Origin of the sequence: Fibrobacter sp. UWT3 (assembly GCF_900230125.1) — a bacterium.
In the GTDB taxonomy this organism is placed as follows: domain Bacteria; phylum Fibrobacterota; class Fibrobacteria; order Fibrobacterales; family Fibrobacteraceae; genus Fibrobacter.
Window position 1 is genome coordinate 155,195 of record NZ_OCSS01000004.1, and the last position, 25,212, is coordinate 180,406.

General features: G+C 51.1%; 24 protein-coding genes. 13 read left to right on the forward strand and 11 right to left on the reverse strand.

The genetic code is table 11. The features are described 5' to 3' along the window. Positions 1-7: 7 nt before the first annotated feature. Entirely contained in the window at positions 8-535 is a 528-nt protein-coding gene (locus tag CRO08_RS16235) for a hypothetical protein (protein ID WP_097037077.1), read from the reverse strand. Positions 536-706: 171 nt separating this feature from the next. On the opposite strand from CRO08_RS16235, the gene CRO08_RS16240 reads away from it, so the two are divergent. Both CRO08_RS16240 and CRO08_RS16245 read left to right on the forward strand, forming a co-directional pair. Further along, on the forward strand, positions 707-949 hold the full coding sequence (locus CRO08_RS16240) for a hypothetical protein (RefSeq protein ID WP_097037078.1): 243 nt from the start codon (positions 707-709) through the stop codon (positions 947-949). Positions 950-981: 32 nt separating this feature from the next. Further along, entirely contained in the window at positions 982-2,001 is a 1,020-nt protein-coding gene (locus CRO08_RS16245; RefSeq protein ID WP_097037079.1) for a viperin family antiviral radical SAM protein, read from the forward strand. Between the two features lie 153 nt (positions 2,002-2,154). Here the strand turns inward: CRO08_RS16245 and CRO08_RS16250 are convergent, their stop codons facing one another. Then, positions 2,155-4,857, reverse strand: coding sequence for a hypothetical protein (locus CRO08_RS16250; protein ID WP_141398435.1), 2,703 nt, complete (start codon positions 4,855-4,857; stop codon positions 2,155-2,157). Positions 4,858-5,114: 257 nt separating this feature from the next. Next, positions 5,115-6,554 (reverse strand): sigma-54 dependent transcriptional regulator, encoded by a 1,440-nt coding sequence (locus CRO08_RS16255; RefSeq protein WP_097037081.1) that lies wholly within the window; start codon positions 6,552-6,554, stop codon positions 5,115-5,117. A gap of 207 nt (positions 6,555-6,761) precedes the next feature. Between CRO08_RS16255 and CRO08_RS16260 the strand changes: the two genes are divergently transcribed. The 5 genes from CRO08_RS16260 to CRO08_RS16275 all read left to right on the forward strand — a co-directional run bounded on the left by CRO08_RS16260 (position 6,762) and on the right by CRO08_RS16275 (position 12,347). After that, positions 6,762-7,046 carry a hypothetical protein gene (locus CRO08_RS16260; RefSeq protein ID WP_097037082.1) on the forward strand — a complete coding sequence of 95 codons (285 nt, stop codon included), beginning with the start codon at positions 6,762-6,764 and terminating at the stop codon, positions 7,044-7,046. 42 nt (positions 7,047-7,088) lie between these two features. Then, complete coding sequence (locus CRO08_RS16265; RefSeq protein WP_097037083.1) at positions 7,089-9,659, forward strand: DEAD/DEAH box helicase; 2,571 nt, start codon at positions 7,089-7,091, stop codon at positions 9,657-9,659. 19 nt (positions 9,660-9,678) lie between these two features. After that, a complete protein-coding gene (locus CRO08_RS16270; protein ID WP_097037084.1) occupies positions 9,679-10,353 on the forward strand; it encodes a hypothetical protein in 675 nt (224 codons plus the stop codon). 20 nt (positions 10,354-10,373) lie between these two features. After that, on the forward strand, positions 10,374-10,523 hold the full coding sequence (locus CRO08_RS17120; RefSeq protein WP_173303459.1) for a hypothetical protein: 150 nt from the start codon (positions 10,374-10,376) through the stop codon (positions 10,521-10,523). A gap of 135 nt (positions 10,524-10,658) precedes the next feature. After that, a complete protein-coding gene (locus CRO08_RS16275) occupies positions 10,659-12,347 on the forward strand; it encodes a PspA/IM30 family protein (protein ID WP_141398436.1) in 1,689 nt (562 codons plus the stop codon). Positions 12,348-12,354: 7 nt separating this feature from the next. Here the strand turns inward: CRO08_RS16275 and CRO08_RS16280 are convergent, their stop codons facing one another. Continuing rightward, entirely contained in the window at positions 12,355-13,521 is a 1,167-nt protein-coding gene (locus CRO08_RS16280) for a metallophosphoesterase (protein ID WP_097037086.1), read from the reverse strand. Positions 13,522-13,706: 185 nt separating this feature from the next. Here CRO08_RS16280 and CRO08_RS16285 point away from each other — a divergent pair, with 185 nt between their 5' ends. From CRO08_RS16285 to CRO08_RS16300, 4 genes are all read left to right on the forward strand, one after another. Beyond that, positions 13,707-15,722: a family 43 glycosylhydrolase gene (locus CRO08_RS16285; protein WP_097037116.1), complete on the forward strand. Its 2,016-nt coding sequence runs from the start codon at positions 13,707-13,709 to the stop codon at positions 15,720-15,722. Between the two features lie 229 nt (positions 15,723-15,951). After that, positions 15,952-16,206 carry an AbrB/MazE/SpoVT family DNA-binding domain-containing protein gene (locus tag CRO08_RS16290; protein ID WP_097037087.1) on the forward strand — a complete coding sequence of 85 codons (255 nt, stop codon included), beginning with the start codon at positions 15,952-15,954 and terminating at the stop codon, positions 16,204-16,206. Then, complete coding sequence (locus CRO08_RS16295; RefSeq protein ID WP_097037088.1) at positions 16,203-16,520, forward strand: putative toxin-antitoxin system toxin component, PIN family; 318 nt, start codon at positions 16,203-16,205, stop codon at positions 16,518-16,520. Before CRO08_RS16290 ends, CRO08_RS16295 begins: the two co-directional genes overlap by 4 nt. 299 nt (positions 16,521-16,819) lie before the next feature. Next, the gene (locus CRO08_RS16300; protein WP_097035781.1) at positions 16,820-17,218 is read left to right on the forward strand and encodes a hypothetical protein; all 399 of its coding nucleotides are present in this window, start codon (positions 16,820-16,822) and stop codon (positions 17,216-17,218) included. Positions 17,219-17,270: 52 nt separating this feature from the next. Here CRO08_RS16300 and CRO08_RS16305 read toward each other — a convergent pair whose 3' ends face one another. Next, positions 17,271-17,801 (reverse strand): hypothetical protein, encoded by a 531-nt coding sequence (locus tag CRO08_RS16305; RefSeq protein WP_097037089.1) that lies wholly within the window; start codon positions 17,799-17,801, stop codon positions 17,271-17,273. A gap of 40 nt (positions 17,802-17,841) precedes the next feature. After that, positions 17,842-18,372: a phage virion morphogenesis protein gene (locus tag CRO08_RS16310; RefSeq protein WP_097037090.1), complete on the reverse strand. Its 531-nt coding sequence runs from the start codon at positions 18,370-18,372 to the stop codon at positions 17,842-17,844. A gap of 52 nt (positions 18,373-18,424) precedes the next feature. Here CRO08_RS16310 and CRO08_RS16315 point away from each other — a divergent pair, with 52 nt between their 5' ends. Next, positions 18,425-18,652 carry a hypothetical protein gene (locus CRO08_RS16315; RefSeq protein WP_073115060.1) on the forward strand — a complete coding sequence of 76 codons (228 nt, stop codon included), beginning with the start codon at positions 18,425-18,427 and terminating at the stop codon, positions 18,650-18,652. Positions 18,653-18,661: 9 nt separating this feature from the next. Here the strand turns inward: CRO08_RS16315 and CRO08_RS16320 are convergent, their stop codons facing one another. The 5 genes from CRO08_RS16320 to CRO08_RS16340 all read right to left on the reverse strand — a co-directional run bounded on the left by CRO08_RS16320 (position 18,662) and on the right by CRO08_RS16340 (position 23,825). Continuing rightward, positions 18,662-20,152: a phage minor head protein gene (locus CRO08_RS16320; protein ID WP_097037091.1), complete on the reverse strand. Its 1,491-nt coding sequence runs from the start codon at positions 20,150-20,152 to the stop codon at positions 18,662-18,664. After that, positions 20,145-21,650, reverse strand: coding sequence for a DUF935 domain-containing protein (locus CRO08_RS16325; protein ID WP_097037092.1), 1,506 nt, complete (start codon positions 21,648-21,650; stop codon positions 20,145-20,147). The genes CRO08_RS16320 and CRO08_RS16325 overlap by 8 nt, the downstream gene beginning before the upstream one ends. Before the next feature lie 131 nt (positions 21,651-21,781). Further along, positions 21,782-23,188 carry a terminase family protein gene (locus CRO08_RS16330; protein ID WP_097035759.1) on the reverse strand — a complete coding sequence of 469 codons (1,407 nt, stop codon included), beginning with the start codon at positions 23,186-23,188 and terminating at the stop codon, positions 21,782-21,784. Then, the gene (locus tag CRO08_RS16335) at positions 23,188-23,595 is read right to left on the reverse strand and encodes a phage terminase small subunit-related protein (RefSeq protein ID WP_073323780.1); all 408 of its coding nucleotides are present in this window, start codon (positions 23,593-23,595) and stop codon (positions 23,188-23,190) included. The genes CRO08_RS16330 and CRO08_RS16335 overlap by 1 nt, the downstream gene beginning before the upstream one ends. Beyond that, positions 23,592-23,825 carry a hypothetical protein gene (locus CRO08_RS16340; protein ID WP_097035758.1) on the reverse strand — a complete coding sequence of 78 codons (234 nt, stop codon included), beginning with the start codon at positions 23,823-23,825 and terminating at the stop codon, positions 23,592-23,594. The genes CRO08_RS16335 and CRO08_RS16340 overlap by 4 nt, the downstream gene beginning before the upstream one ends. Positions 23,826-23,921: 96 nt before the next feature. Between CRO08_RS16340 and CRO08_RS16345 the strand changes: the two genes are divergently transcribed. Next, a complete protein-coding gene (locus CRO08_RS16345) occupies positions 23,922-25,211 on the forward strand; it encodes a hypothetical protein (RefSeq protein ID WP_097037093.1) in 1,290 nt (429 codons plus the stop codon). The last annotated feature ends 1 nt before the right edge of the window (position 25,212 follow it).

A 25,212-nucleotide genomic window follows, 5' to 3' on the forward strand; every position in this document is an offset into this window, starting at 1 on the left:
TGGATTTTCAACTAAAAAAGGGACAAATTCCTTTGATGCGATGATATTTTAGTTCTATGGTGGTTTTGCGTTCAATCAGTCTAAAAAGCTTTGGCAGTAAATCGCGACCGTTCAAATCTTCATTTTTTTCAAAAATAATGATTGGCTGTTCCTGGTCGTTTGCTGAATCCTTCAGTTGATTCAATAATTCAAAGTCTTCAACACCATCCATTTTTCCAAAAGTCTGCGAAACTGCTTGTAAAATTTTTCGCTCAGATGGGGATATCTTTTGGTTAAAAATGCTGTCTGTTTGATTGGTATAGCGTAATATTTTCTTTTTTCCCGATCGAATTCTTTCGATTTTTCCAAAATTTTTTTCAATAAATTGTATATCCTCTTCTATGCAGCGACGAGTTACTGTGCTTTGTCCAATTTCTTTAAGTTCATCATTGCATTTATCTGTCAAATCGCCCGTCGTATACCGGCGAACGACGCTTTCTGACAGCAGTCTATCTAGAATTTTAATCCGATAATAAGCGTTTTTATTAGTCGGCATCGGTAAAACATCCTTGTTGCTTTGTTATATCATCAAATATAAGCAAAAAAATATAGAACCGAACATTTTTTTCTAAAAAAAATACTTGCTACGAAGATACAGTTCGTACGAACATAGAGTTCGCAAGTTGATAATATATTGTGGGTATCACATTTAACTACGAGGTACCCAATGATCTACATCTCAGCCGACAAACGTATCAACGAATTCTGCAACGCACTCATCCGGAGCAAGCGTTGGCGATTCATTCCAGGTAAAACACACCCTTCGCTTAAGCATACATCTAAGGGAGGCTTCAAGACACTCATCGTGTCAAGTACTCCCAGCAACAACTACGCCTACGAAATGATGCGGCGCGATTACAACCGCTACCTTCGCCAATTCCTCATCCAGACCGGTCTCATCATCGCCTAAACATTCACCACAAACCTAGGAGAAAAAGAATTATGAACATCAAGACAATCGTCATCAACTGGCACATCACCGAAGCCTGCAACTATCGCTGCAGTTTCTGCTTCGCCAAGTGGAACAAGCCTGCCGAAATCTGGAGCAATCCCGAAAACGTGCGAAAGATTATCGTGAACATCCGCGACCATTTCCGCAGTCAGGGAGTCTTCAACATCAGACTCAACATTGTCGGAGGCGAGCCGATAATGTTCCCCGAACGCCTGTGGAACGTTGTAGAGACGGCATACGAAAACGGAATGGATATTTCCATCATCACCAACGGCAGCCACCTCGAAAATATCCGCCCCTTCGCGCACCTGATTTCCCAAGTCGGGATATCCATCGACTCGTTGGATCATGAAACCAACATGAAAATTGGGCGGGAATGCGGAGGAAAGACCATCTGTCTCGACGCTTTGCGCCAAAAGATCGAGGACCTTCGCAAGGTTAATCCCGATATCAAGATTAAACTGAATACGGTTGTAAGCAAGCACAACTTCAACGAGGTTCTCGTAGAGCGTTTTGCCGAACTCCATATCGACAAGTGGAAAATCTTGCGACAGAGGCCGTTCAACGGAAATTCCGGCATTAGCGATTACCAGTTCTACGCGTTCCTCAGGAACAACTACAATGAAGGCCTTATGCAGGCGAACGTCTTGAAGCGCCACACGGAATTGCCCCTCTCATTTTTAATAGACGGGTCCGATAGACAAGACCAGGAAACAAAGCAGGTTATCTATATCGAGGACAAGGACGTGATGACCGAAAGCTACCTGATGATTTCGCCGGATGGACGACTGTTCCAAAACGGGAGCGACGAGTACACCTACAGCCGTCCCCTTACAGAGGTCCCCTTCGCGGAAGCCCTGTCCGACATAAGGTTTGATAGCGAAAAATTCGAAAGCCGCTACGCAACCTGGCCTACACAGGAAGCGGTATATGAAATGGAGTACTTCTTCCACCTTGTCGAGGACGATTATGACGACTTCGACTGCTTTACGGACTTGAGCGACGACTAGCCCGCTGCCGTAACAGAATCTTCCAAACAAGCAAATAACCCACGCCCCCTATTCCCCGGGCCAGGCTTCGCCAGACTGAAATCGGCAAATTCAGGAACGCAGCGAGGCCTGAGCCTTGGGGGAATCCCTTCCACTACTATGGCTTCGTGCGGTTTAATTCCGGCCGCCGTAAACAGCCTTCAAGTCCATGCGAGTCATCTGCAGAGTCACCTTCATGAGATAGAGCATAATCTTGTACCCATAAAGGTGGAATACATTCCTGTTGATGCGATCGTTCTCGGATTGGCGAAGATATTCCATTCCAAAAACTGTGTCCAAAAAGGCCCGCAATTCCTTTACCAGGGCCTTCGGATAGGTCACCTGATCGCCCATGTCCTCAAAGGTAACATCACCCTCGCGATTCAGCAGAGGCCTCTGTACACCTTCTTCATTGAACTCGGATTTTTTCTTCAACTGGTCTACAACACCAGCCGTACTCGTTACACACTGGATTACCTGCAACAGTAGGGAGATGCATTTCTTCAGGAACGGCGAACCGTAATCAGGTTCATTCTTGAACAAGTCATAACTTACGGCATCGTAGGACTCCTGCATCGCCAGGAGCTTTCCCTTTGCCGCATCACTTACCTTCATCGCAGCGGCATCCACATTGGGCGAAAACCGACCCACCAATCTCTTGTGCAAATTGGCCAGGTCCTGGAACAATTCTACAGCCGATTTATCAGTATCCTTATCTAGGACCGACCTTTCAATCATGCTCTCACAGGATTTCAAGTAATCAAGCAATCCCATTTCATCTTTTTTTTCAATGGCTTCCTCTAGCAACCATTTTTCATTCGAAATCCACATGGTATCCCATATAGAGTCGTCATCCAGAGAATTAGAATCTTCAAACTTGAACAAGCGATTATTCAAATCAGACTGGGAACAATCCTTCTGCATTTGCCTCATCAGTGAATACAGGATGCGCAACAAATCTGGGTAATGCCTCGAATTGAGCAGACTGCCAGTATAATTGAGATCAACGTTATGCGTCTTCATATTGCGGGCATAATGCAAATACCCGCATTCCAACATTCTACGGTTCCTTTGCAAGTGATAATCTCTCTTCTGCAGAATCCCTTCGGGGCCGGGCACGCAGGATACATCTGTCTGCAAGAAGAGCTTCATTTCAAAGTTTCTGGAAAAAAACTGGTTGCTACAACCCGGAATCTGCTGAAGATAATTTGGAAGAAGGATGCCGCAGTCAATCTTCTTCATCTTGTCAGATTCCAACTTCATCTTCTTCTGCTCATCGGCAGTATAGTCTGTATAGCGTTTTGTATAGGGCTTTACCCAATTTTCCGCCTTATTTTCCGGTTCATTTGCAAAGGTCGCCTGCACCTTGGGGTACACGAACACGGAACGGTGTTCACCGATATTATTGATTTGTTGCGTGATATTCAGGATTGCCCTCGATTCCGAATAGCAAGCCACATTATACATCAGATTCAAAACCGACTGCGTGGCAAAAAAGCGCTTGTCGATATACTTTTTAAATGTCATCTCGTCGGCAGTAATAGAGCAGTTTATGCCATTCTGTTCAAGAATGCGCATAAACAACTTGCTCTGCACCGCAGGTTCAAACCAATCCCCCCTCTCAAGGGCGGTAAGGAAATCATCACCGATTTCATATCGTCCATTGACCTTTGCGCCATAGCTCATGTCGAACAGCGTGAAGAAGAACAGGCATTGTAGCCCAGGACATTCTTTAATATCCTTGAAAATAAGTTCACCACCTTCTCCGACGGGTTTCTTGAAAAGTTGGAGCAGTTCCTCTTCTTCCAGGTAATGGACCATCATATAGCAGAACATCGCCAGGAAAGGCCACTTCTTCAAGAAAGTTATTTTCTGACTCAAGATGGAACGTATAGAATCCAGCAGCCTTTCTTGCTTGGGTTCATCCCCAAAAGCACAGTCATCTTCGGAATCAAAAGCCTTATTCACCAAATTGAGAAGACTATTATACAGGGAGTTGTAACCCCTATTAGAAGCCTTCACAAAGTTATGGTACCTCAACAGGTCAATGAATTCCTCGTTATCCTTTATAGTTGTCAGAAGGTTACCTTTTTTACAAATGTACCTTAACTTGCGAAGCCCCCTTTCAAAAGATAAACTCCTCCCCTTGATATTGGCAAAAAGGTTCAGTGCGTAGTTGTTGACGTTCTCAATCAGCTTTTCCTCATTGCGGGCATAGGCGCAGTAGGCCGCCAGGGAATCAAAAAAATTGTCACCGACAATATCGTAATTTTCAAAACCGACAGGGAGAGAATGCCTGAAATATTTCAGGAACAGCCAAAGGAATCCAGATAACCCCATCTTGGGAACCTTGCCCGTATCAATAAACGCCTTAAAAGGCCAGAGCCTTTCATCAAGCCAAGCGTCTTCATGATGAAGCCATTCATACGGAACGTCCGTGCCCCTATTCTCGTCCAATTTTGCGGGATTAATAATATCAAAATCACATGCCACGCGATCGGAGCGAGAAACCCTATCTCGCAGGGGGATTCTTCCGACACTTTCCCTCACCCGGCACGCCAATTCATCCCGCTCCGCCTGATACCGGGGCGACTTCAGCGAAAACAAGTCATACACCAGGTAAAGTGCACTCGCCAGAACAAAGTAGAGCGTTAGCAGGTCCGGGTTCTTTTCATCATATTCCGGCACCGGCATTTCCACCAATTCTTGTCGTGCTTCCTCAATAAATTTTGTATACTCGCCCTTGTCCGTGCCGAAGAACCGACCTTCAAAATCTATGCCATCCCTAATATGATGCTTCAAATTGGCAAAACGCCATTCCAGTCTATCTGTATCCATAGTCATATTTCCTTAAAAAGAATGTTCAACTTTAGTTCTTTTCTGGAAACAACAAAAACATCTCTTCAAAAAGGGATGTTTCAAACGAAAAAACAAAAATGCCTTGTCATTTGAAAAAATCGTCTCCAAAAAATTATAACAAGTCAACAATCCTTTCAACGACAATCTAAATATAAACCCTAAAACAAGAAAAAACAAGCCTTTTTCTAAAAAATTTCTTATCAGAATGTCTAACGATTGCGCATTTCATGCCGACCTTATTTTTTCAAGGCATACTGCAGGGTTCTTGGCGTACAATTCTGTTTTTCGGCGGCGAGTTTCTGCGTACCATATTTTCTGCAGGAATATTCCGCAAGCATGTGTTGAAAACGGTCAACCGCTTTGTTCCATGGCATTTCACAGAATTCGTCAAGGCTCACGCTCTCGGGATTATTGTCGCTAGCGTCTTCTTCGGGGGGCATCTCTTCCAATATCTCTTTGATCGTCTTCTTGCTCTGCCATGCGAGAATGTGGTAGGCAAGTTTCTCCAGGGTACGGAAGTTTCCAGACAAACTAGAAGTCGTCAGGAATTTCTTTAGTGTGGGGTCCATCGGGGCTTCCTGTTCGGAACCCTCGGGCCGCTTGCGTACCCAGACATCATGCCAGTAGGTAAGGATGTCTTCGCGGCACTCGCGCAACGGGGGCAGCGTAACCTTGAAAACTGCGATGCGGTCGTAAAAGTCGGGGTCCAGTTTTTGCCGTAATTCTTTTTCGGGCAGGTTCGATGCGCATACGAGTTCCATGTTCGTTTCCTGCTCCTCGGTATCGCCAAGTATACGGTATTTGTGAGTCTGCAATGTCTGCAGGAGCATGCGCTGAACGTGTTTAGGCATGTCCTGGATTTCGTCCAGGAACAGGATGCCGTTGTCGGCTTTTTTCAAAAGGCCGTCCTCATCTTTGATGGCCCCGGTAAAGGCGCCCTTCTTGTGTCCGAACAGCTTTGATTCTAGCAGGTTGGAATTAAGCGAACCACAGACTAGGGGGGTGACTTCTTTACCGCCCTTCGCCGACTTTATGTGTGAGCCCACTATGGTGCTCTTGCCGATGCCCCGTTCGCCGAGCAGAAGTATTGGAACATTCGGAAATTCGGAATACACCTTTATCTTTTCGTAAGTTTCCTTTAGGATCTCTGTTTTCGCATCTATCCGGTAAAACGGCTTGTCCGGATTTTCCTTTTCGTACTTGCGTAATTCGGTAAAGAGCGTCTTTACGGGGAAATCGACTTCATCGCATGTCGTTTCATTGGTATCGCGCTTGATTTGGGAGGAGATGAGTTTTGTCCCTGTCGGGAAGTTCCCCCATGCAAACAGGAGAAGCCAGACGGCGTGCATGGTCGGGGTACCCGAAGAAAGGTTAATGACCAGGTTTTCCTCGTTCTGGACCATGGGGACAATTTTCCCCTTGACGATGTCGAAAATTTCCTTGTGTGCTGTCGGGTCCTTAACGCTGACGGGGATGGTAGTGAGGCCGGGGTACACCGCCTTTGCGCCCTCGAACTTTTCTCGGGCATCCTTGTTGCGGGCAATCAGGCCTTTCTGGTAGATGTACAGGACCTTGACAATATCGTAGTCCTTCCCCAGGTTGGCCAGTAGCGATTTCAGGGCGTAGGGGTCGTTCTTGGTTGCCATCCACGTAAGTACGGTAATCTTTTTCTTCATGGTTATAAATATACGAAAAATTTTTCGCAATAGGCGAAAATATCTTCGCTTTCTTAATCCACCAAGTGGCGAAATTCGCTCAAAAACGCCAAAAATACTTTTGGCACACTTCTTGCTTATTGCTGGTGTCGGCCGATTGGCCGAAGATGCTAACTCCCCGCAGTCGCGGTACGAAAAAAGAAAAACTTTCAACAGTGAGGTGTCACTATGAAAAACTCCGTCCGTTCTCTCCACGCCCTCAAGAACATGAAGGGTATCCTTGTCTACCGTATCGAGACGCTGGAAAAGCGTCTTGCCAGGAGGGCTTATGCCCTTAGCGCCAGGGAGGTCCGCGCTATCAATGCGCGTATCCACGAAATCGCCTGCGAACTCGGCGACGTCAATGACCGTATCATGGACATTGAATGCGGTAGCCTTTACGTCTCGTACCCTGTCGCTTGCAAGGCGCTGGTGGGCCGTAAGACTAAGGTGGCATGTGCTCCCGCGGCGTAATGCCTTTTGTTTGATTTTCACTTGACTAGGAGGACCACAATTATGTGTACGACCAAGCATTATCTCCACGCCCTTGAGAAGGAGATCGAGCTCCGCCTCAATGGCTTCCAGACCACCCTCTTCGAAGGAAAGTACCTAGAGAAGGATCGTCATGGTTTCAAGTACGTGATGACCGAATCGAACCGCACCAACGCCAAGTTCGAGGACATCCAGAACAGCTTCGTTCAGGCTGTCAAGAAGGGGACAAATTTCGCCCGCGTCTATATGGTGCCCGAAAACAAGGTGCCCAGGGTGGAACTTGATCCTGATAACCAGATTGATATGGTGCGCTTTAGCGTTGACGAAGGCAAGAATACCGGTAAGAAGACTGTCTACTTCTGGACGAAGAGGCTCATCAAGGAGGGGCACATCCTGTGCATTCCGCCTTCCACCGTCCAGATTGCCGCCGAAATCGCGGTGATGGAGCATGTCAGCGGTGAGCGCGGGGACCTGGGCGTGGCTGCCCGCAAAGAGGTGGACGATTTCGAATTCTGCTATGGCATCCCCAAAAAGATTCCCGAAGCCCTTACCAGTATCATGCAGAAGGGGGAACTGGACCTTCCGAGTTTCATGCCTACCGAACTTGTCGATGATGACTACTATATCCTTAAGGATAACGACCGCCCGGGCAACGACGAACAGCGCAAGTTTGTCTGCAACGCCCTCTCCACTCCGGATTTCACCATCAAGGTCGGGCCTCCCGGCTCCGGCAAGACTACCGCCATCATCGAACTTATCATCCAGATGGTCAAGCGTGGCAAGCGCATTCTGCTTGTCGCCTCTACCAACGTGGCGGTTGACAACATCCTGGAAAAGCTGAAGGATCACCTGGACCTTACCTGCGTCAAGCGCTACGGCTGCGAGGACAATCCCAACATCAGCAACGACGCCAAGAAGTTCATTAACGGCAGGCCCTTTATGAAGACGGAGGCCAGGGCGCTCCAGGAACGCCTGAAGAGGGTTCCCGAAGACAAGCGTACCGCAGTCCAGCAGGAACTCCTGGAACATAGCGATGTCAAGGATAACCAGCTGCTGTATGAGCTCCTTCAGGAAAACACGCCCATTGTCGCGGGTACCACCTTCGGGGCATCTCTTGAAGTGATGAAGAAGTTGAGGTTGAAGGGTATTGAGGAGCCGCCGTTCGACTGCCTGATTCTTGATGAAGCCTCCAAGACCACTATCCAGGAATTCCTTGTTCCGGCATGCCTTTGCAAGCACTGGATTATCGTGGGTGATATCCAGCAGCTGCCGCCCTACGTGAGCGACGATGACTTGGCCGAGAACCTGCAGATTTGCTACCCGGATGATTCCGACAAGGAGCGCGAATACACCGTGGCTTCGGATTCGCTGCTGATGTCTGCCGGCAAGCAGATGCGCCAGACCGTGTTGCTGGTGGAGAAGGAATCCGAGATGGACGCCTACTTGTACAAGGAGTATGCCAAGAAGTACAACATCCTCTTTGCCGATGCCGATAAGCCCGAGTACGATGATGTGTTGCCCTACGCTACCGTTATCGTGGGAACCCTGCCCTCGCTCAAGGAAAAGCGTGACATGATTGCGCCCCGCGTGACCACCGTTCGTGTGGCCCGCGACAAGAACACCGGGCGCATCCTCCATGCGGAAGGCATGCAGGAATGGGTGGCGGCCGCACGTTACAACCGCGAGAAGCTCTTTGATCGCTATGACGAGAACGAGCCCAAGGAGTGGCACGACGAGATTTCGTGGAGGCTGATCCGTATGTTCGAACAGCGCGATAACGACGTGAACGCCGACAAGAGTACGCTCACCCGCCTGAAGGAAGAAGTTGACCAGATGATCCCCGAGGGGGACGAGGAAGCCTGCAAGAAGCGCATCCGCATCTTCGAGCAGATCTACCTGCCTTCGTGCATGGAGCTCCTGAGCAGGGGCTACGGTGAATACAGGGACCTCGCCCTTTTCCGCGGGATTCCCGAGAAGATGCTCGATGAACGCTGTGTCAAGCTCTCTTACCAGCATCGTAGCCACCAGCAGATCGCGCAGCTTGCCTCCGACGAGTTCTACGACGGCATGGCGATGCGTTCCGAGCACATGGAGGGCAAGCGCGAGTGGCCGTACAAACGTTTTGGCAAGAAGCATGTGCACTGGGAGAACATCAGGGGGCGCTGCGACCACAAGAACCGCAACAGGAATGAACAGCGTTGGATTGCAAACGAACTGGAAAAGTTCCGCGAGTTCGCGAAGGCGAAGCCCAAGAAGGACGGTAAGTGGTCTGTCGCGGTCCTTTCGTTCTACAAGGAACAGGCCGAGGAACTGAAGAACGTTTGCCTGCGCGTGTTCAAGGACTGTTCGAAGTTTGTGACGTTCAGCGTGGGTTCCGTAGACTCCTTCCAGGGGCACGAGGCGGACATCGTGTTCCTCAGCTACAGCAACCAGGTCGCGACCTGCTTCATCGGTGCCCCGAACCGCCTGAACGTCGCCATCACCCGCGCTCGCTACATGATGGTGAACGTCGGCAACTGGCGCGCCATGAGCAAGGGCCAGGGAGCGCTTGGCCGCATTGTCCAGAAACTCAAGAACATAACCCATAACCTGTAATCCATAGGAGGACCTAACCATGAAACTCAATATCAATAACAAGATCGCTTTCCGCGTCATCAAGGGCGAAATCAGCGCCCTCAGGAAGAACTTGTGGATCTGCCCGTTCCTCAAGTACTTCGTGGAACATCCGCATGCCAACGAGGTGGATATCTGTCGCGACCTCTTCTGCGACAACGGCGAGGCCCGCAGGGCCGCTGTCAAGAACATCCTCTTCTTCTTCAAGCAGCAGGGCCTGCTTGCTTACGACAAGCAGAACGGCTACGAAGTGACGGCCATCGGCATGAAGGCCATGGAAACGGGGAATGTCTGGCAGGGGCTGAAGGGCGCCTTCCTTATGACCCTGTGGAACCCGGAGGGGGAGATGCCCTATATCCTCGATGTCCAGCCCGTTCCCGATAGTTGGTACGACAAGGGCAAGAACGAGCCCGAAGAGATTCCGGAGGAATACGGCAGGAACATGGAGAACCTTACGGTCTGTTCCGACAAGATCATGCTTGTGTCTACCGGCAAGTCGTTCGTCACCACCTATGCCAAGATGGAGTTCAAGGCCGACCTGAAGTCGAATGGCTTGGTCAAGTTCGTTGGAACGTCTGCCCAGGATGGGCTCGAATCCTTCGATGTGACCTTCCGGATCGGTGACGAGCTCATGTCGCGCCTCATGGACGGCGATGATGACGACGACGAATTCTAACCCCAAACAAGGAGATGACAATGTCCAAACTCACCCCGCGTGACAACCACGCCAACCAGAAGAACGCCAACCGCGGCACGAGCGGCTTCAACAAGCAGTACCTTGCTGTGCACAAGAACCGTTCGATCCAGTTGAACCCGACCAGCAAGCTTTTCAAGGGAGGTAAGTAGTTCCTGATCATCTATTAAGATATATGCCGCGTGGGCATGTCTTTGCCCGCGCATTTTCATCTATGATTGGTGAAAACCTTTGACACCCTTCCTTCCTTCAACTATCTTTCCAAAAAAAATTTCTAGGGGACTTTTATGCAGTTAATTAGAACTTCTTTTAACCTGCGTAGTGACATGCCGTGGGACGAACTGTACCGCGAATGCATATACGCCTGGCTTGGCAGCAGCAAGGACGAGCGTGGCAAGCGTTATTACGAGCACCTATTCCGCAAGCTACCCAGGGATATCGACTTCGACGAGAATCCTTCCGACAAGTTTGAGTTTGCGGGCGACAAGCTGGAATACAACTCCTTCTCGTGGAAACTCTGCGACTACATCGGGTTCACGTTCACCACCAAGGACGCCGTGTCCGGCCGCATCTGGAAAACGCAGATTGCCATCAAGAGGACGGAGGAGCACGCGTTCTGCTTCGTCTCGCTGGACTGCGACCTCGGGCGTGACAAGCGGCCGCCGCGAATTGCACGCCCGCGCGTCATAGAACTGCTGCTCACGAACTTCCAGGATGGAGACGGTGCCATCGACGAGATCAAGCGGCAGGCGCATATCCTGGAGCCGAGCGAGATCGACCGTGCGAAAAGCGCACTGACCGGCGGGCTACGCAACGTGCTGCCCATCGTGTACCTGAGCTGTTCGGCAAAGACTCACGCGCTCATGCCGAGCAAGGTGGCCGAAAGCCTGTTCGGCGTCGCGCACGTATTCGCAGAGCAGAACCCCATGCTGAGGGACCGTCTCGCGCAGGAATTTACAGACAAACGAATCCCGCAGGGTGGCGAGATCGGCATCTGCTACACGGGCCAGCCCATTACCATATTCAACCGTTTCGATGTGGTGGACTGGGCCGAGAATCCCGAGACGCTGGTGCAGGACATATTCCCCAAGATTCTCAAGGCGAATCTCTCGCTCAAGTTCAACTTCACGTGGGACGACCTGCTCACGGCACGCGAAGACTACGAGAACGAACTTGTCGAGCGCGAACGTGTCGAGAAGCTGAACACCATAAACGAGATGCGCGAGGAATGGCTGCAGGCGCGGCAGGCCCGCATGGACATGTCGTGCCTTGTTGAGAAGCTGATGAACGACCTCGAGCGCGTCACGGCGGAACGCGACCAGTACAAGGACGAGCACGCGAAATACGATTCGCTCAAGCGAAAGTACGACAACTGCCTGGACGAGCGCAACACCTGGGAAAGTCTCGCCGTGGAGGCGGACGAAAAGCGCGAGAAGGCGGAAGCGGAACTGCGCGATGCAAGGGAACAGCTGCACCAGGCGTCTACAAAATCGGATGCGCTCAGGCAGAACCTGAATTCAAAGAACGTCAAGGGAGTCCGTTACCTGCCGCTCGTACTCCCGCCCGAAAGCGAGATGTACCCGAACGAATACATGTGCCAGCTGGTGCGCATACTGACGCTCGCCCTACCGAACGTGCCCACTACGGACAAGTCGCCAAGGGTACGAACAAAGTCATTTATCGAGGATATCCTCGCGGCCAACGCGGATGCGGTCCGTACCTTCAACGAGTACGATGCGAAAAAACGCGAGCTCGAAATGGCGGCGCGGCAGGAAGGCGTCCAGGGCAAGGACGGCATGAGGGTGGCGAAGTTCTTCAATATGGAAATCATCAAGAAGGGCAACAACCACGGGAAAATACGGTTCATCAACGATGCACAGGAAAGGTTCCTCGGGACGGAGGCGTCTTCGGGCAGCGACAGCGCCCACGGCGGCAAGAACGAGGCGAGCGACGTGACGAAAGCGATGCTGTGGTAGCGAATCTTTATCGCCCGCCGGCCACAAAGTGCAAGACCCACATGTCGGCGTCGGTGCCTACGCGCACGGGCGGCCCCCAGCAGTCCACGCCGGCACTCACGAGCCAGCGTACGCCATCGAGCACGCCCTCGCCGAATGCGAGCCTCCACACGAAATTGATGACGATGTTCCCGGGGAAGAACTGCCCGTTGTGCGTGTGTCCCGAGAGCGCGTAGTCGGGCAGGCGTCCGGAATATTCCGGCTCGATTCCCTTCGGCTGGTGATCCAGCAGGATCCACGGGCGCGTGGTATCGCGCGGGGCGATAGTCGCTAGCGGCAGGCGGTCGATGTCGCGGTGGCGCGCCACCTGGAAATCGGTACGGCCCGTAAAGCACGCGGGCCCAATGCAGGCGCTAGAATCGTCGAGCATCACGAACCCGACCTTGCGCATCCATTCTCCCGGATCGGAACCGGGTCGTTCCTGCATTCCCTCGTGATTCCCGTTGATGGCGACGGCGGCGATTTTCGCCTTCGAGGTCAGCGTTTTGAACAAACTATCATAGCCCCACTCGTCCAGCTTCGGCATCGGCACATCGGCAAGGTCGCCGCCGAAAAGCAGGTAGTCAGGCGCAATGGAATCCACGTGGGCTATCATGCGCTCGAGTTTCGCGCGGTCAAACAGCGGGTCCACGTGAATGTCGCTGAAAAATACGGCAGTAAATTCGCGAGACTCCGCGGCAGTTTCTGGCTGTGCGATGGTATCAAATGCATCGCCTGCCTGGGGCTCCGCAAAGTAGCGTGCAGGCAGCTCCACGCGGGTTTCTATTAGTTTGTATTCACTATTGTGCGGAACGCCGTAAAGGAACAGGCCCGCGGTAAGCGCGACGGTAAATGCGAGCAGCCCGCGGCTCACGCGCATAAGCATGCCCGCCTCCATCGGGGCGCGCCTCACAATTCTCCGCACCACCCTGAAAATGCCCCACGGGATATAAACGAGCAACGCCTGGCACAGCCACACGGAGGTAAACGCCACCACGGCACTACCCGCGAGCGTATCGCGGAACGACATGCCTGCAAAAATCGCGACAAGCACCCCGAGCGCAACCAGCTTGCCCTTCTTGCCCGGGGCGACAGCACTCACGTTTATGTATATAAGGGCGAGGCCCGCGAGAAGGATAAACAGGAATATGAACATGGCTAAAATATAAAAAACAAGTCAAACGTAGACTTTTTATTACATAAACAATATTGACATCTTGTTTAATAGTATATTTCTGCGCAAATATGTAGACTTTTAAAGTAAAAATATGTTGACTACGGTTCTCAATTAATATATATTACTGCGTGTAAACCTCGGAAAGGGAGCAGTTTATGTTTGGTATGGGATCACGCTTCGGCGTGCGTGCTATGTTCGGGCGTGTTGGCCTTGGGCTTGCGTTTGGAGTGTCGGTTTCCTCCGCTGCCGACTGGTATGCGAAGGATAATTTGCAACCCGGTCACGACCCGAGCATGGTACGGTTCGAGGACGGCTACGCCCTCATGAGCACCAACAACAATCTGCAACTCTGGACATCCGAAGACGCATACACCTGGCGCGACCACAAGTCGACCGTGAGCGCCATTCCGCAGTGGGCCTACACCTATGCTCCGGGCACCGAGGGTATCTGGGCTCCCGACGTTTTCTACATGAACGGCGAGTACCGCGTGTATTACTGCGTGTCCGTCTTTGGCAAGCGTTCTTCGGCAATCGGCTACCAGTCCACAAAGTCCATTATGCCGGGCTCATCGGGCTACGGCTGGACCGACCACGGCCACGTTTTCCACACGACGACTAGCGACAAGTACAATGCCATCGATGCCGACGTTGTGCGTGACACCGAGGGCAATTACTGGATGGCGTTCGGTTCGTTCGGGCTTGGCATTCAGCTGATTAAGTTAGATGCAACGACAGGCTACCAGGCGAGCGACGACAAGACGGTCTACAACATTGCGCGCCGTACCAGCAGCGCGAGCGGCGGCGCCGAAGAAGGCCCGAGCCTGATTGAGCATGGCGGGCAGTACTTCCTGTTTACGGCATGGGACAAGTGCTGCCAGCAGGGCGCAAACATCGAGCAGACAACGTACAAGACGGCTTACGGCCGTGCAGATATAGTAACCGGACCGTACAAGGACCGCGCTGGTTACAATATGGCGACGGGCGGCGGCACGATTCTCTTGGAACGCTACGGGCGCTACGTGGGTCCGGGCGGCGGCGAGGCCTTCCAGGACCTGAACCGCGTGCGATTTGTGCACCACTACTACGACTTGAACGGAGACAAGTACAATCACATTCATATACGTGATATTGTCTTCACCGAGGATAACTGGGCTGAGATGGGACAGCCCTTCCTCGGGCGTTATTTGAGTGCCGAAGTTGAGCACGGCGTGCTGACCCGCGCTGTTTCGGGCGACCTCGCGATTACGCGCAGCAATACGGCCTCGAACGGGGAATACCTCGCGTACGTGAATACCGAGGGCACTAAGATTCGCCTGCCGATGAACATTATGCAGGCGGGCGATTACCTGCTGCGTTACCGCTACGCGAACGGTGGAGATGCGGCCGCGACGCACAAGGTGACGGTGAATGGCAAGTCGCAGACGGTGACGCTCCCGCCGACGGGTTCCTGGGGCACTTTCCCCGAAAAGTCCGTGGTGATGGTGCCTGCGAAACTCAAGCGCGGTGGCAACTTCATAGAACTGGAACCTTCGCCGAACGGAAATTTTGCGGAACTCGACCGCATCGACTTCTTGCGCATTATCCGCGATACGATTCCCGCGAACGGCTTTGACAACGGCATCCGCGTGCGTTTGACTGCGGACGACGAGTTCGCCATCAAGGACGGCGGCTATGCGATTTTCGAGAACGTGGTGCTTGATTCGCTCAAGGATATCGGCAATGTTTTCCTTCAGGTGAAAAATGCTTCGTCGGGCAAGATCGTGATTCGCGACGGCAAGAAGGACGGGACTGCGGTCTTCACATGTGACCTGTCAAATAGTTCTCTCATGGGTGGCGGCTGGTCTGCGGCAAAATGCTCGGGCGATATGGGCCTGCGCGGCATCAAGGACCTGTACCTGACGGCATCGGGAATTTCCGGCGAGGCGATTCTCGGGAATCTCATCTTTGAGCCGATGCAGGTTGTCTGCAACCAAGCACCGTGTGGCGACCCGGTTTCCAGCTCCAGCGACCCTTCGACCAGCTCAGGAACCGCTGAACCGCAGTCTAGTTCCAGCAGCGGAACGACCGCGATTGTCCCGCGTGCTGTGCGCCACGATTTGCAGGTGCCCGCCCGCAAGGCCTACCGCGACCTCAAGGGCCGTAGCTTTGAAAAGCAGATTCGCTATAGGGTGATGTTCTAAGGGGTGGTTTTATCAAGCTCTTTTTGCTGGATTGCGCCTATCCATGTCGTCCTACCGAAAACAGGACTGGATGGACAAAGAGCCTCTCTACCTTGCAGAACGGGCGAATTGATATAAAATCAGAAAAAATGGATGCAATCCTGGGATTAGAGCCGTTTTTAATTTGGACTATTGACTGCCACGAAGTTTTTATTTATATTTGTGGTAAGAATATCTTACCGGAGGCGCTATGGACACTCTAGAAATAACAAGCCTATCGACAAAAGGGCAAATTGTCATTCCAAGGAGTATCCGTAATCAACTGAACCTGGATACCGGGGATAAGCTGATTGTCGTGTGCGATGGTACGAATATTTTGCTCAAGCCGGTACTTATGCCCAGCATGTCTGAATTCAAGACTCTTGCGGAAGAGACGGATAAAATCACAAGTGAACTGGAAACGACTCCGGATATGCTAAGCACGTTCATCAAGGAAAATCGATGAACGTCGTTGTAGATACCAACGTACTTGTTTCGGGTATTTTTTGGAATGGTTCGCCTCGAAAATTCCTGTCGCTTATTTTTCGCCAAGAAATAAAGCCCTTTGCAACTATCGACATAATGGCAGAGTATTGCCGTATTATTGATAAAGTAGCCAGCAAAAGGCCCGATATCGCAGCAAGGTGGAAAAGCCAAATTGCAAAGGTAATGACCATTATCGAAAAGAATGCGGCTGTGAATGTCTGCAGGGATCCTAAAGATAATATGTTTTTGGAATGCGCGATTGCCGCAAACGCCTATATGCCAAAGCGGAAGTAATGAGACAAGCAATAAATCAGTGAATATAGCTGGAAGCCTTGATTTTATTGGGTTTGCTTGTCTCATTTAACCCGATTAAAGTGTGTTTTTTGATTTTGCCGTTTTTTCGCTATTTTCGCGGTTTCTTCATTTTGCGGAAAAAGATGTTTCACTTTTCGTGAGACATTTTTTTTTGTGAATTGGCGTTTTTAAGCCGTTAAAGGCGTTTTTAATTTTTATTGAAAATTGGGGTGCGGACATTTGGTGCGGACATGTTTTTGAGGCTTGACGCATTTCGTGAGATAAAGTATATTTAAAATATGATAGATGAATTCGTAGAATGTAAATTTGCCGAAAAGGCTGAATCTGATGATTTAAGCATTATTGAAATTCTTGGAAATACATTCAATGGAGTAGCAGCTGGAAAGGCTTATTCTCCAGATCTTATGTCGTATTCAGAAGATGTAATGAAAAATAAATTTCGACAAATGATTTATGGTCAGGATATAGCTAGTAATCTATCTAAAGAAGAATTGAAGGAATACTCGGAAAAATTCATCGGTTTAATTATTGCATCTACATTTGGTGATAAGGTGATTTTAACAGAAGAAGGATTCAAGTTTTTCAAGAAATATGCTGGTATGACTCCGAAACAATTTATTGAGAGCACCAATCGCAGAATTGACAAATTGAATGTAAGTATTGAATTGAAACTATAAAAAAGAGGCAGGATTTTGCATCCTGCCGTTAAATTTTTCGCGGTGTAGAAAATCAGCCTTCGGCTTTTTCCGTTTTTTTCTTCTGGAGTATGGCGGCGAACTCTTCGATGGTGGGCACCTGGAGTGTTCCTTTGCCGTAGGGGTTCGGGGAGCGCATCTGCGGGCATCCCGTGCCGAGTTTCCTGCTGGTGGCGTATTTCTTGACCATTTCGTGGACTTCGAAAACGTTGAAGTTATAATCGAAGCGGTCGAAGCCGTAGAACTGGAGCACGGTGCCGATGAACGGATCGTGGAATACGAGCTTTTCTTTCTGCTTGGCGAGCGATGCCGTTTTCTTGAGCAGCATGGGAAGCAAAAGCTCCAGCTGGCTGTCGGTTTCAGCCTGTTCAGAGGTCTTCTGTGAGCCCTGGAAGTCCTTCCAGTTCCTGAGCGCGGCATGCCAGTCAGAGAGCGGGAGCCCGGATTTCATCTTCCAGCCGGTCATCGAATAGTAGTTGTAGAAGCGCCTTGCGCAGTCTGCAGACTTGCCGAGCTTCGCGGCGTACTCTACGGCTTCGTCTTCGCTTGCCGGGCGGTTGCCCACGTTTGTGCGGGTGTTCTTCCCGGAGCGCTTGACGGACTTGTCATTTGAGACCTCCTTTCTTTTTCATTTCATCAACGATTCTGTTTGCCAGGATATCCTTGATCTTGGTTTCGTCCTCTTCCTGGAGAAGCATGTAGGGGCGAGCGGGAATGTTCGCACCTGGGTGGTGAGCGCTCTTGCGGTAGAATACCGTGCCGCCCACTGTGAAACGGAGCGCCCTGCGGTTCTTGGCCACGATGTCGTGTGCGGGGATTGAACCGCCGAACTGGTGGATGTGGGCATATTTTTGGGGGCCGGTCATTACGGTGACGGCGTTGCCGTCGCTGTCGAGCTCGTAGTGGATTCCCTTCATGAGCGCCCCGGTGCCAACCAGGGTCTTTCCCTTGGGCTTTTTCGAGCTGGGCCACCGGACGGGGCGGCCCCCTTCGCGGAAGTTCTGCTTGACGCTCTTTGCCACAAGGTTGCCGATAGCCGCCATGGCGGGCTTCAGGTCGCTTGCCGTCCGCTTCGCGATATCGATAATTTCGTTGAATTTATCGATTTTTACGTCTGCGTTGATAAAATCTGCCATGGGGTTGCAATTCCTTGAAAAAAGTGGTATATTGTCCTAAAAGAGGTTAATCATGATTACGGTTGACAAAGAAACAAGAAAGTTCGAGTTTTACAAGAAGCGTGAAGGGGATAAAATCTGGTGGGTTGAGTATTTTGGAATCTGTGGTCTTCAGGCGGTGTCTTTCGACAAAAAAAAGATATTGCACATTTTTGGAGACTATCCAAAAAAATTTTCAAAAGAAGAAAAGGCTTTGTTTGATAAAGAAAATCCATCATGGAAAGAATTGCTCGGCGGTTAAATAAATACATCATTTTTTAGTGTTGAAAAATCCAATAAGCTCCCTAAATTTTTGGGAGTCTTTTAATTTTTCAACATCTATTAAGCAGTCAAACGATTCAGTTCTACTATTTTTTGTACCGAATCGATCATAGAGTTTAAATTCAGTCAATTTATAAAAACCATTTCGTTTTTTTCTTCCCTGTAGTTCCAAATACTCAAAGTGGTCCCCATTCTTGCGAATTATAGCAGCGTGTTCTCTACTCTTGAAATAATATTCCTTTCCGGGTTCAACCATTTGTAAAAGCGCTTCAACGTTTTTGAAGCCATTTTTACCAATAACAGAAAAACCACCTGATTTCGTTAACTCGTTTAGCGTTTCGTTGTCGCCAAAAAAGGCGCGGCTTTGTCGTGCTCTATAATCGGTAACATTATATCCGAACTTATTGGCTATGTAAGCCAAAGCTTGTGAAGAACAAGCACCACCAACTTTATCAATGGCTCCAATTTTTTTTATTATTTGATCTTCCGTTAGCGGTTTTTTCAAAGGCTTTGCTTCAATGTACTTGATGTTCTTTTTTTGAACTTCCTTGATAAGTTTTCCTATGTTCCGTTCTCTTGCGTCTCTCTCAGCTTGAAGTTCCATCTTGCTCAAATGTTTTGCTTTTACCATTTTTATTTTACTAAGGTCAATTCCTGTTTTTAATTTCCAATATTCATCATCGTTCCTTTCGGAATTTCCCTTTTCAATTCCCTTGTCAATGGAGTCAGAAACTTTATAAGCGTTCTTCTTTGCTTCCGGATATTTCCTGAAAAGTTTTTCTTCTTTCTCTTTCGTGTATTCCTTTAGCCGCTGGTTTTCGGCATCGGCGTCGCCAATGCTGTAATCCCAGTTCTCGCCGATGTTCCTGGTGTCGTTTGCGGCGGTCGGTGCCCTGGTCACCTTCTCGTCGCCACGGTCCATTTCATACTTGGAGATAAACTCCTTTTCGCAGAGACAGCCGAAGCCGTTGGGTGGGCTGTGCTTTTCCCACCAGGGGTCGTTTACGGGGAGCACGGTGCCGTTCCAGTGCTTGTGTTCCTCGCGGCTACCGGGGAGCATCATGCACACGTACTTGGCGTGGGTGAACACGTCGGGCAGGGCCCTTGCCTGTCGCTCCTGGGCTGCCGCCGCTGCGGTGAGCATGTTCGTCTGGTAAATGACCTTGGAACGCCACGCACCGTATTTCGGCTTTTCCATCTTCGCGTCAAAGCTAGGGTCGGCGGCACGCCACTTGCTTGCAATCTTGTAGAAGTTGTCGCGGAAGTCTTGCAGTGAGTCACCCTTTTCGATGGCCCTGTCAACCGCATTTCGGAAATCGAGCAGGATGTCGGCACGCATTGCGCCGGCAACGGTGAACGCCCTCGTGTGCATTGCACCCTTGAGGCTGTTCCAGCGTTTTGTAGGAATGTTGATTTTCTGCTTGAAGTAATCGACGGCTTCCTTATACGCCCCCTGCTTGAATCCGAGTTCCTTAGCCATTGACGATTCCCGCCTTTTTCAGAATGGAGAAACGGCCCGCAAGATCTGCGGCGAGGAACGCCTGTTCCATTTCGTCGGCGATTTTGTCCATGGGCATTTCGCCGTAGCAACCGCCCAGCTTGTCGCGGACTTCTTCGAGGCTCTTTGCGTTTTCCACCAGTTCCCTGATGGGAGCGAGAATATCCACCTTTTCGCATTCGTCTTCCAGGTGTTCTGTGAATGCGTTCACCTGGTTGCGGAGCTCGTGGGCGGTCTTTCTGACCTTGCCCTTCTTTTCGGGGCCTTCGGCGAACATGCCGCCTTGCTGAACTTCGGTCATCTCGAAATACTTCTCGTCGATTCCGTAGATGTCGCTGATGTACTGGGCGTTGAACTTGACTCCCAGCTGCGAGAGCTTTGCGTCACGTTCGAGGCGAGCCTGCTGCATGTCTTCCGGGAGAATGATGTTCATCCACGGTATGACCTTTTCGCCAGGCCAGTTGATTTCGTAAATCCACCTGATAAGCTGATTGAAGCTGGATTCAATCATGGCGGCATCGTCAAGGGCCAAGTCCAGGCGCACATCGTTGTGGACGGTGGCCATGGCCTGGGTGCCGCCGGAATTTGTCTGCTCGGTGGTGAGGGTCTCGCCAAGCCACGCCTTGCTGATTTCGGAATCCGCCCAGGCAACGATTTCGCTGTGGGGATTGGTGCCGCTCATCTTGGTTTCCAGGAGTTCCACGGAGCCTGTCTGCGGGATGACCGCCACGGCGTCACGCACAAGCCCAGAAAGCATCCTGAGGAAGGTGCTCTGTTCCTTGTCGGTCGCTCCCGGAGGAATCTTCCCGACGGCCTTGGGCATGCCGTACTTCTCGACGAATATCATCCAGAACTTGAGTCCGCCCTTCTTGAAGGCCATGGGCCAGAAGCAACGGGCATAGACTGGCTCGCCGTAGGGATTGGTGGCCGTGGGGCGGTTGCGGGTCACGATGAACTTGCGGTCGGGTACGGGAACCTTCGCGTTGAACTTGTTCTGGAATAGCAGCCTGCCTTCGTCATCGAAGCGGAACCATTCCTGCGGGCGGTCCTTGATGGCAACGGGCAGAATGAGTGTTCCGTAGGCCGTGGGCACTGAATCCCATACGACTTCGTGGACGGCGAAACCGAAGCCGATGGCCTGGAGCATCTGCGAAATGGTGTTGCGCAGTTCCAAGTTCCAGAAGTATTCTTCAAGCATCTTCGCTTTCTTGGGGTCGCCCTTGCTACCGTCGATGGTCCAGGTGCGGCTGGTGATGGATGCGAAACGCTTGCTCTTGACGGCATCGAGGTGCCCGTCCACAAAGTTCCGGTAAACCTTGATGTTCCCACCCTGCGCCTTGAGGATAGGGTCGGGGTTGGGCAGGTAATCTTCGCCCGTGACAAAAGTCGCTGCCGCCCGGGTGGCCACTTCGGTCGCCAAGCGGAGTTTTTCACCACCGTTCTGGGTGTTTTCGGTCTGTTTTTTCCTTTTTTTGCTCATGCAGTCCTCGGTGTATTTCTAATCTCGTTGAATGGCCGTTCAAATTCGTTGAATTTTGATTTTCTAAAATTGGATGACCGTTTACTAGTCCAAAACAAAAACGGGCTAAAAAGGGCCTTTCTGTGCGATTGTCAGAAACCGTTAAAATTCATGCTTTCCCCTTTGAACGGATTTGCGGTCTGGATGAATACCGGACCAGCGTCACTTGCGTTTTTCGCATGGTATGCAAGTGCGGCTCCCCAGAAGAAGTCGCCGTGGCCCTGCTCGGTGCTTGCGGCATCGTAGCGCACGTTCCCCGCACTCGTGACAATCTTTCGAACGGCGTGGATGCTTTCGGCCTGTTCGTCCTCGATTTTGGTGTCGATGCCCGGGAACTTCGGGCACTTCTCGATGATGAGCTTCTGGTCTTCAAACGCCTGCAAAAGGTTGATGGCAAGGTCGGCCTTTACCGTGTTCGAGAAAAGAACGCCTTCCACCTTGACAGTGCCGAATTTTTCCTGGGCCCGTTCGGTGAACTGGTCGCCACATCCCGTGCGGTCGATACAGCCACGGATAAGGTTCGGGAGTTTCAGGAACTTGTAGAGTTTCTGTTCAAGGTAGCTCCACTTCTTGTTCTGATAGGCTTCTACTGCACGGCAAATTAGGCGGTCGCCGATGTCTTCGAACACGTAGATGACATAGAGGTGGCGGTGGCGTGCCACGTCGCAACCCAGGTAGAGCGGGCCTTTGGCCTTTTCGAGCCCGAGCACTCCCAGGCGCTCGCAGCTGTGAATCAGGTCGTAGCTGATCATGGCCTTGGATTCGTCCTGCGGGTTGCAGCAGTATTCCTCTTGCCATATCGCCTCGGTCAAGCAGCCTTTGTGTTCCTGCTCCAGCCATTCCTCGCGTTCTTTCCTGGAGAGCTTTTTGCCGCAGATGCGGTCGGCAACGCCTTCCTCTACTGCGAGCTGGATTGGCACGGTGTGAACGCTGTAGTCAAGTTCACCTTTTTTGCACTTCTCGATGAGCTTGTAAAATAGCGAGTTTACGCCGTTGTGCGTTGACAAGATGCGGATGGGATAGCCCCACATGGCGGCGGGCTTGGCGGCTGCCCACATCTTCTGGTCGTTTTCGTGGTGGGCGGCTTCGTCCCACACGATTTTACCGCCTTTGGAGCGGAATGCCTTGGGGTTGCTGGAGAGCACGTAGATTTTCGAACCGTTGTTGAACTCGATAATCTTGCTCTTGATTCCCTTGTCCTCGTCGGCAAATTCGCAGTCCTCGATGTCTTCGGAGTTGATTTCGGCGAGGGCCTTTGCGATGGCGTTGAGTTTCTGAATCCACGATTCGCAATAGTCGATGTATTCGGCTGCGGCGGTCATGTCGGCAGAGCTGAAAAAGACCTTGAGTCCGGGCTGCTCGATACAGTCCTGCACGTCTTCGAAGCTTTGCACCCACGTGCCGCCGATACGGCGGGACTTCTCGAAAATCTTGACTTTCGACTTGTCGGCTAGCCACCGCTTTTGATACGGAAAAAAGAATTCGTCAAGTGCTGCCATTATACGCCCAGGTGTTTCTTGATTTCTTCGAGCGCCTTCTTGGCACGTTCTTCCGGGGAAAGCTCGGACTTGTTTTTCTTGGGTGCCACGGCCTCATACTTGCGGGCGTGTTCGGCGGTGTCTATGATTCGCTGGAGTGCGGTGTAGCGTTCGGCTGCAACCTTTACGCCGTCAAGTTCATCCTGCTTGATCTTGCGGGCCATTACTTCGCCCAGCTCGAACAGCTGCGCGTGAAAGTTCTTTTCGCTGCCGCTGATTTCGGCACGTGCTTCGTCCCAGTGTTCTTCAGATTTCCAGTTCTGAAGGGTGCGCGTGGAGATGTTGAGCCGGCGGCTAATGTCAGCTAGGCTCATCTGGTGAATGGTGTAAAATTCTTTCGCCTTGGGCTTGAGTTCGGACTTGCTCACGGTTGCCTCCCTGTCGTATGCGATTCCATGCAACAGGCCCGTATCGCGTCAAGCGCCCTTTTCTGGTCGTCGCTATACTGTTTCAGAACCGCTTCCCAGCGCACCTGGTCATTGGCGGCGTTCTTTTCCCACTTTGCGTTTTCGTTCGTGTAGAAGATGGCAAGCATCAGCGCGAAAATGACGCCGATGCCGAACTGTTTCAATGCTTCTTGCCAGAAAGTTTTATCCATGGTATATACCTCCTCGCAAAGTTACCCAATAGGCTCTGACATAGGGCATGACAATGTCATGTCCTCGTTCGCTTTTATTCGGGTATCTTTGAGGCCATGAAAGACAAAATTCTGAAATCGGAAGATTTGAAGGAACCATGGGTCGAGGCGTTCAAGGTCGGCAAGGTCACTGACATGGCTGGCAATGAACACGACTTCAGTGAAGCGGACCTCAATGACCTCAACGAAGGAATCCATGACCAGCTTGCAGCCGGTTACCAGCCGCCGATGGTCAAGGGCCACCCGAAACTCGACGATCCGCGTGTAGCCTCGATTGTCGATTCCAAGGTGGAAGACAATGTGCTGAAAGTGAAGCTCGACGACGTGAACCCGGACTTTGCCGAAGAAGTGAAGAAGGGCGGCTTCAAGTATCTTTCCGCAGCCATTTACAGCAACTTGAAAAAAGGCTTGCGGCATCTGGGCGCTCTCGGTGCGGTTGGCCCTGCTATGAAGGGTATGGCCCCGCTGTGTTTCGGTGAAGGAATGTTTGCTGAAGCCGACAAGGGCGTTACAGAGCAGGACGTGTGCGTCTTTGCAGAGCCTTTCGCATGGGACCGCCTGGTGCCTCGCAGTGTCTTTGAAACGCTTGTGTACAAGCTGAGCGGCATTGGACGTATGTTCCGCAGCCAGCGCGAACAGCTTATCGAGAAGGATGGCATTGAGGCTGCCGACAAGGTTTTCCCGGAATACGCCATCAAGGACATCGAAGAAATCGAAAGCGTCTTGAAGGACGCAAAGGACTTCCCGCAACAGCCGAAGCCTGTTGTGGAAAAGCCTGCGGAATCTACAGCTTCTTTCGGTGAACCGAATACCGACGGTTCTGATTCGCTGGAGAACGGGAATCAGAATCCTCAGCCTACAACGCCCCCTCGTAACGAACCGACCGAATCTATCCCGGAAGGTAATTCTAGCGAGGCGACGCGGTTGAGCGAAGAGAATGCCGCACTCAAGGCTGAAAACGAGGCACTCAAGGCCGACAAGCTTGCGGCGCAGCGCCAAAAAGCCGGTGCGGCGTTCTCTGAGACTTTAGACAATGCTATTGCTGAAGGCCGCTGCAACCAGGCGATGAAGGATTGCTTCATGAAGGTCTTTGGCGCTATGCAGGCCTTGCCTGTCGATGGCGAAGGCTGCTTTGGCGAAGGCGACGAACGAATGAACCCGATGCAGGTTCTGGGCGACACGGTAAAATCCTTACCGAAGATTGTCCAGTTCGGTGAATTTGCGCCCGCGGCGACTCCTAACTCGGAGTCTGCGGCGGTACGCATCAGCAAGTATCACGATGAACAGCTGGCAAAGGGGCGCAAGCTCAGTTTCGCCGAAGCTGCGGAAGAATGTTACAATCAATAAG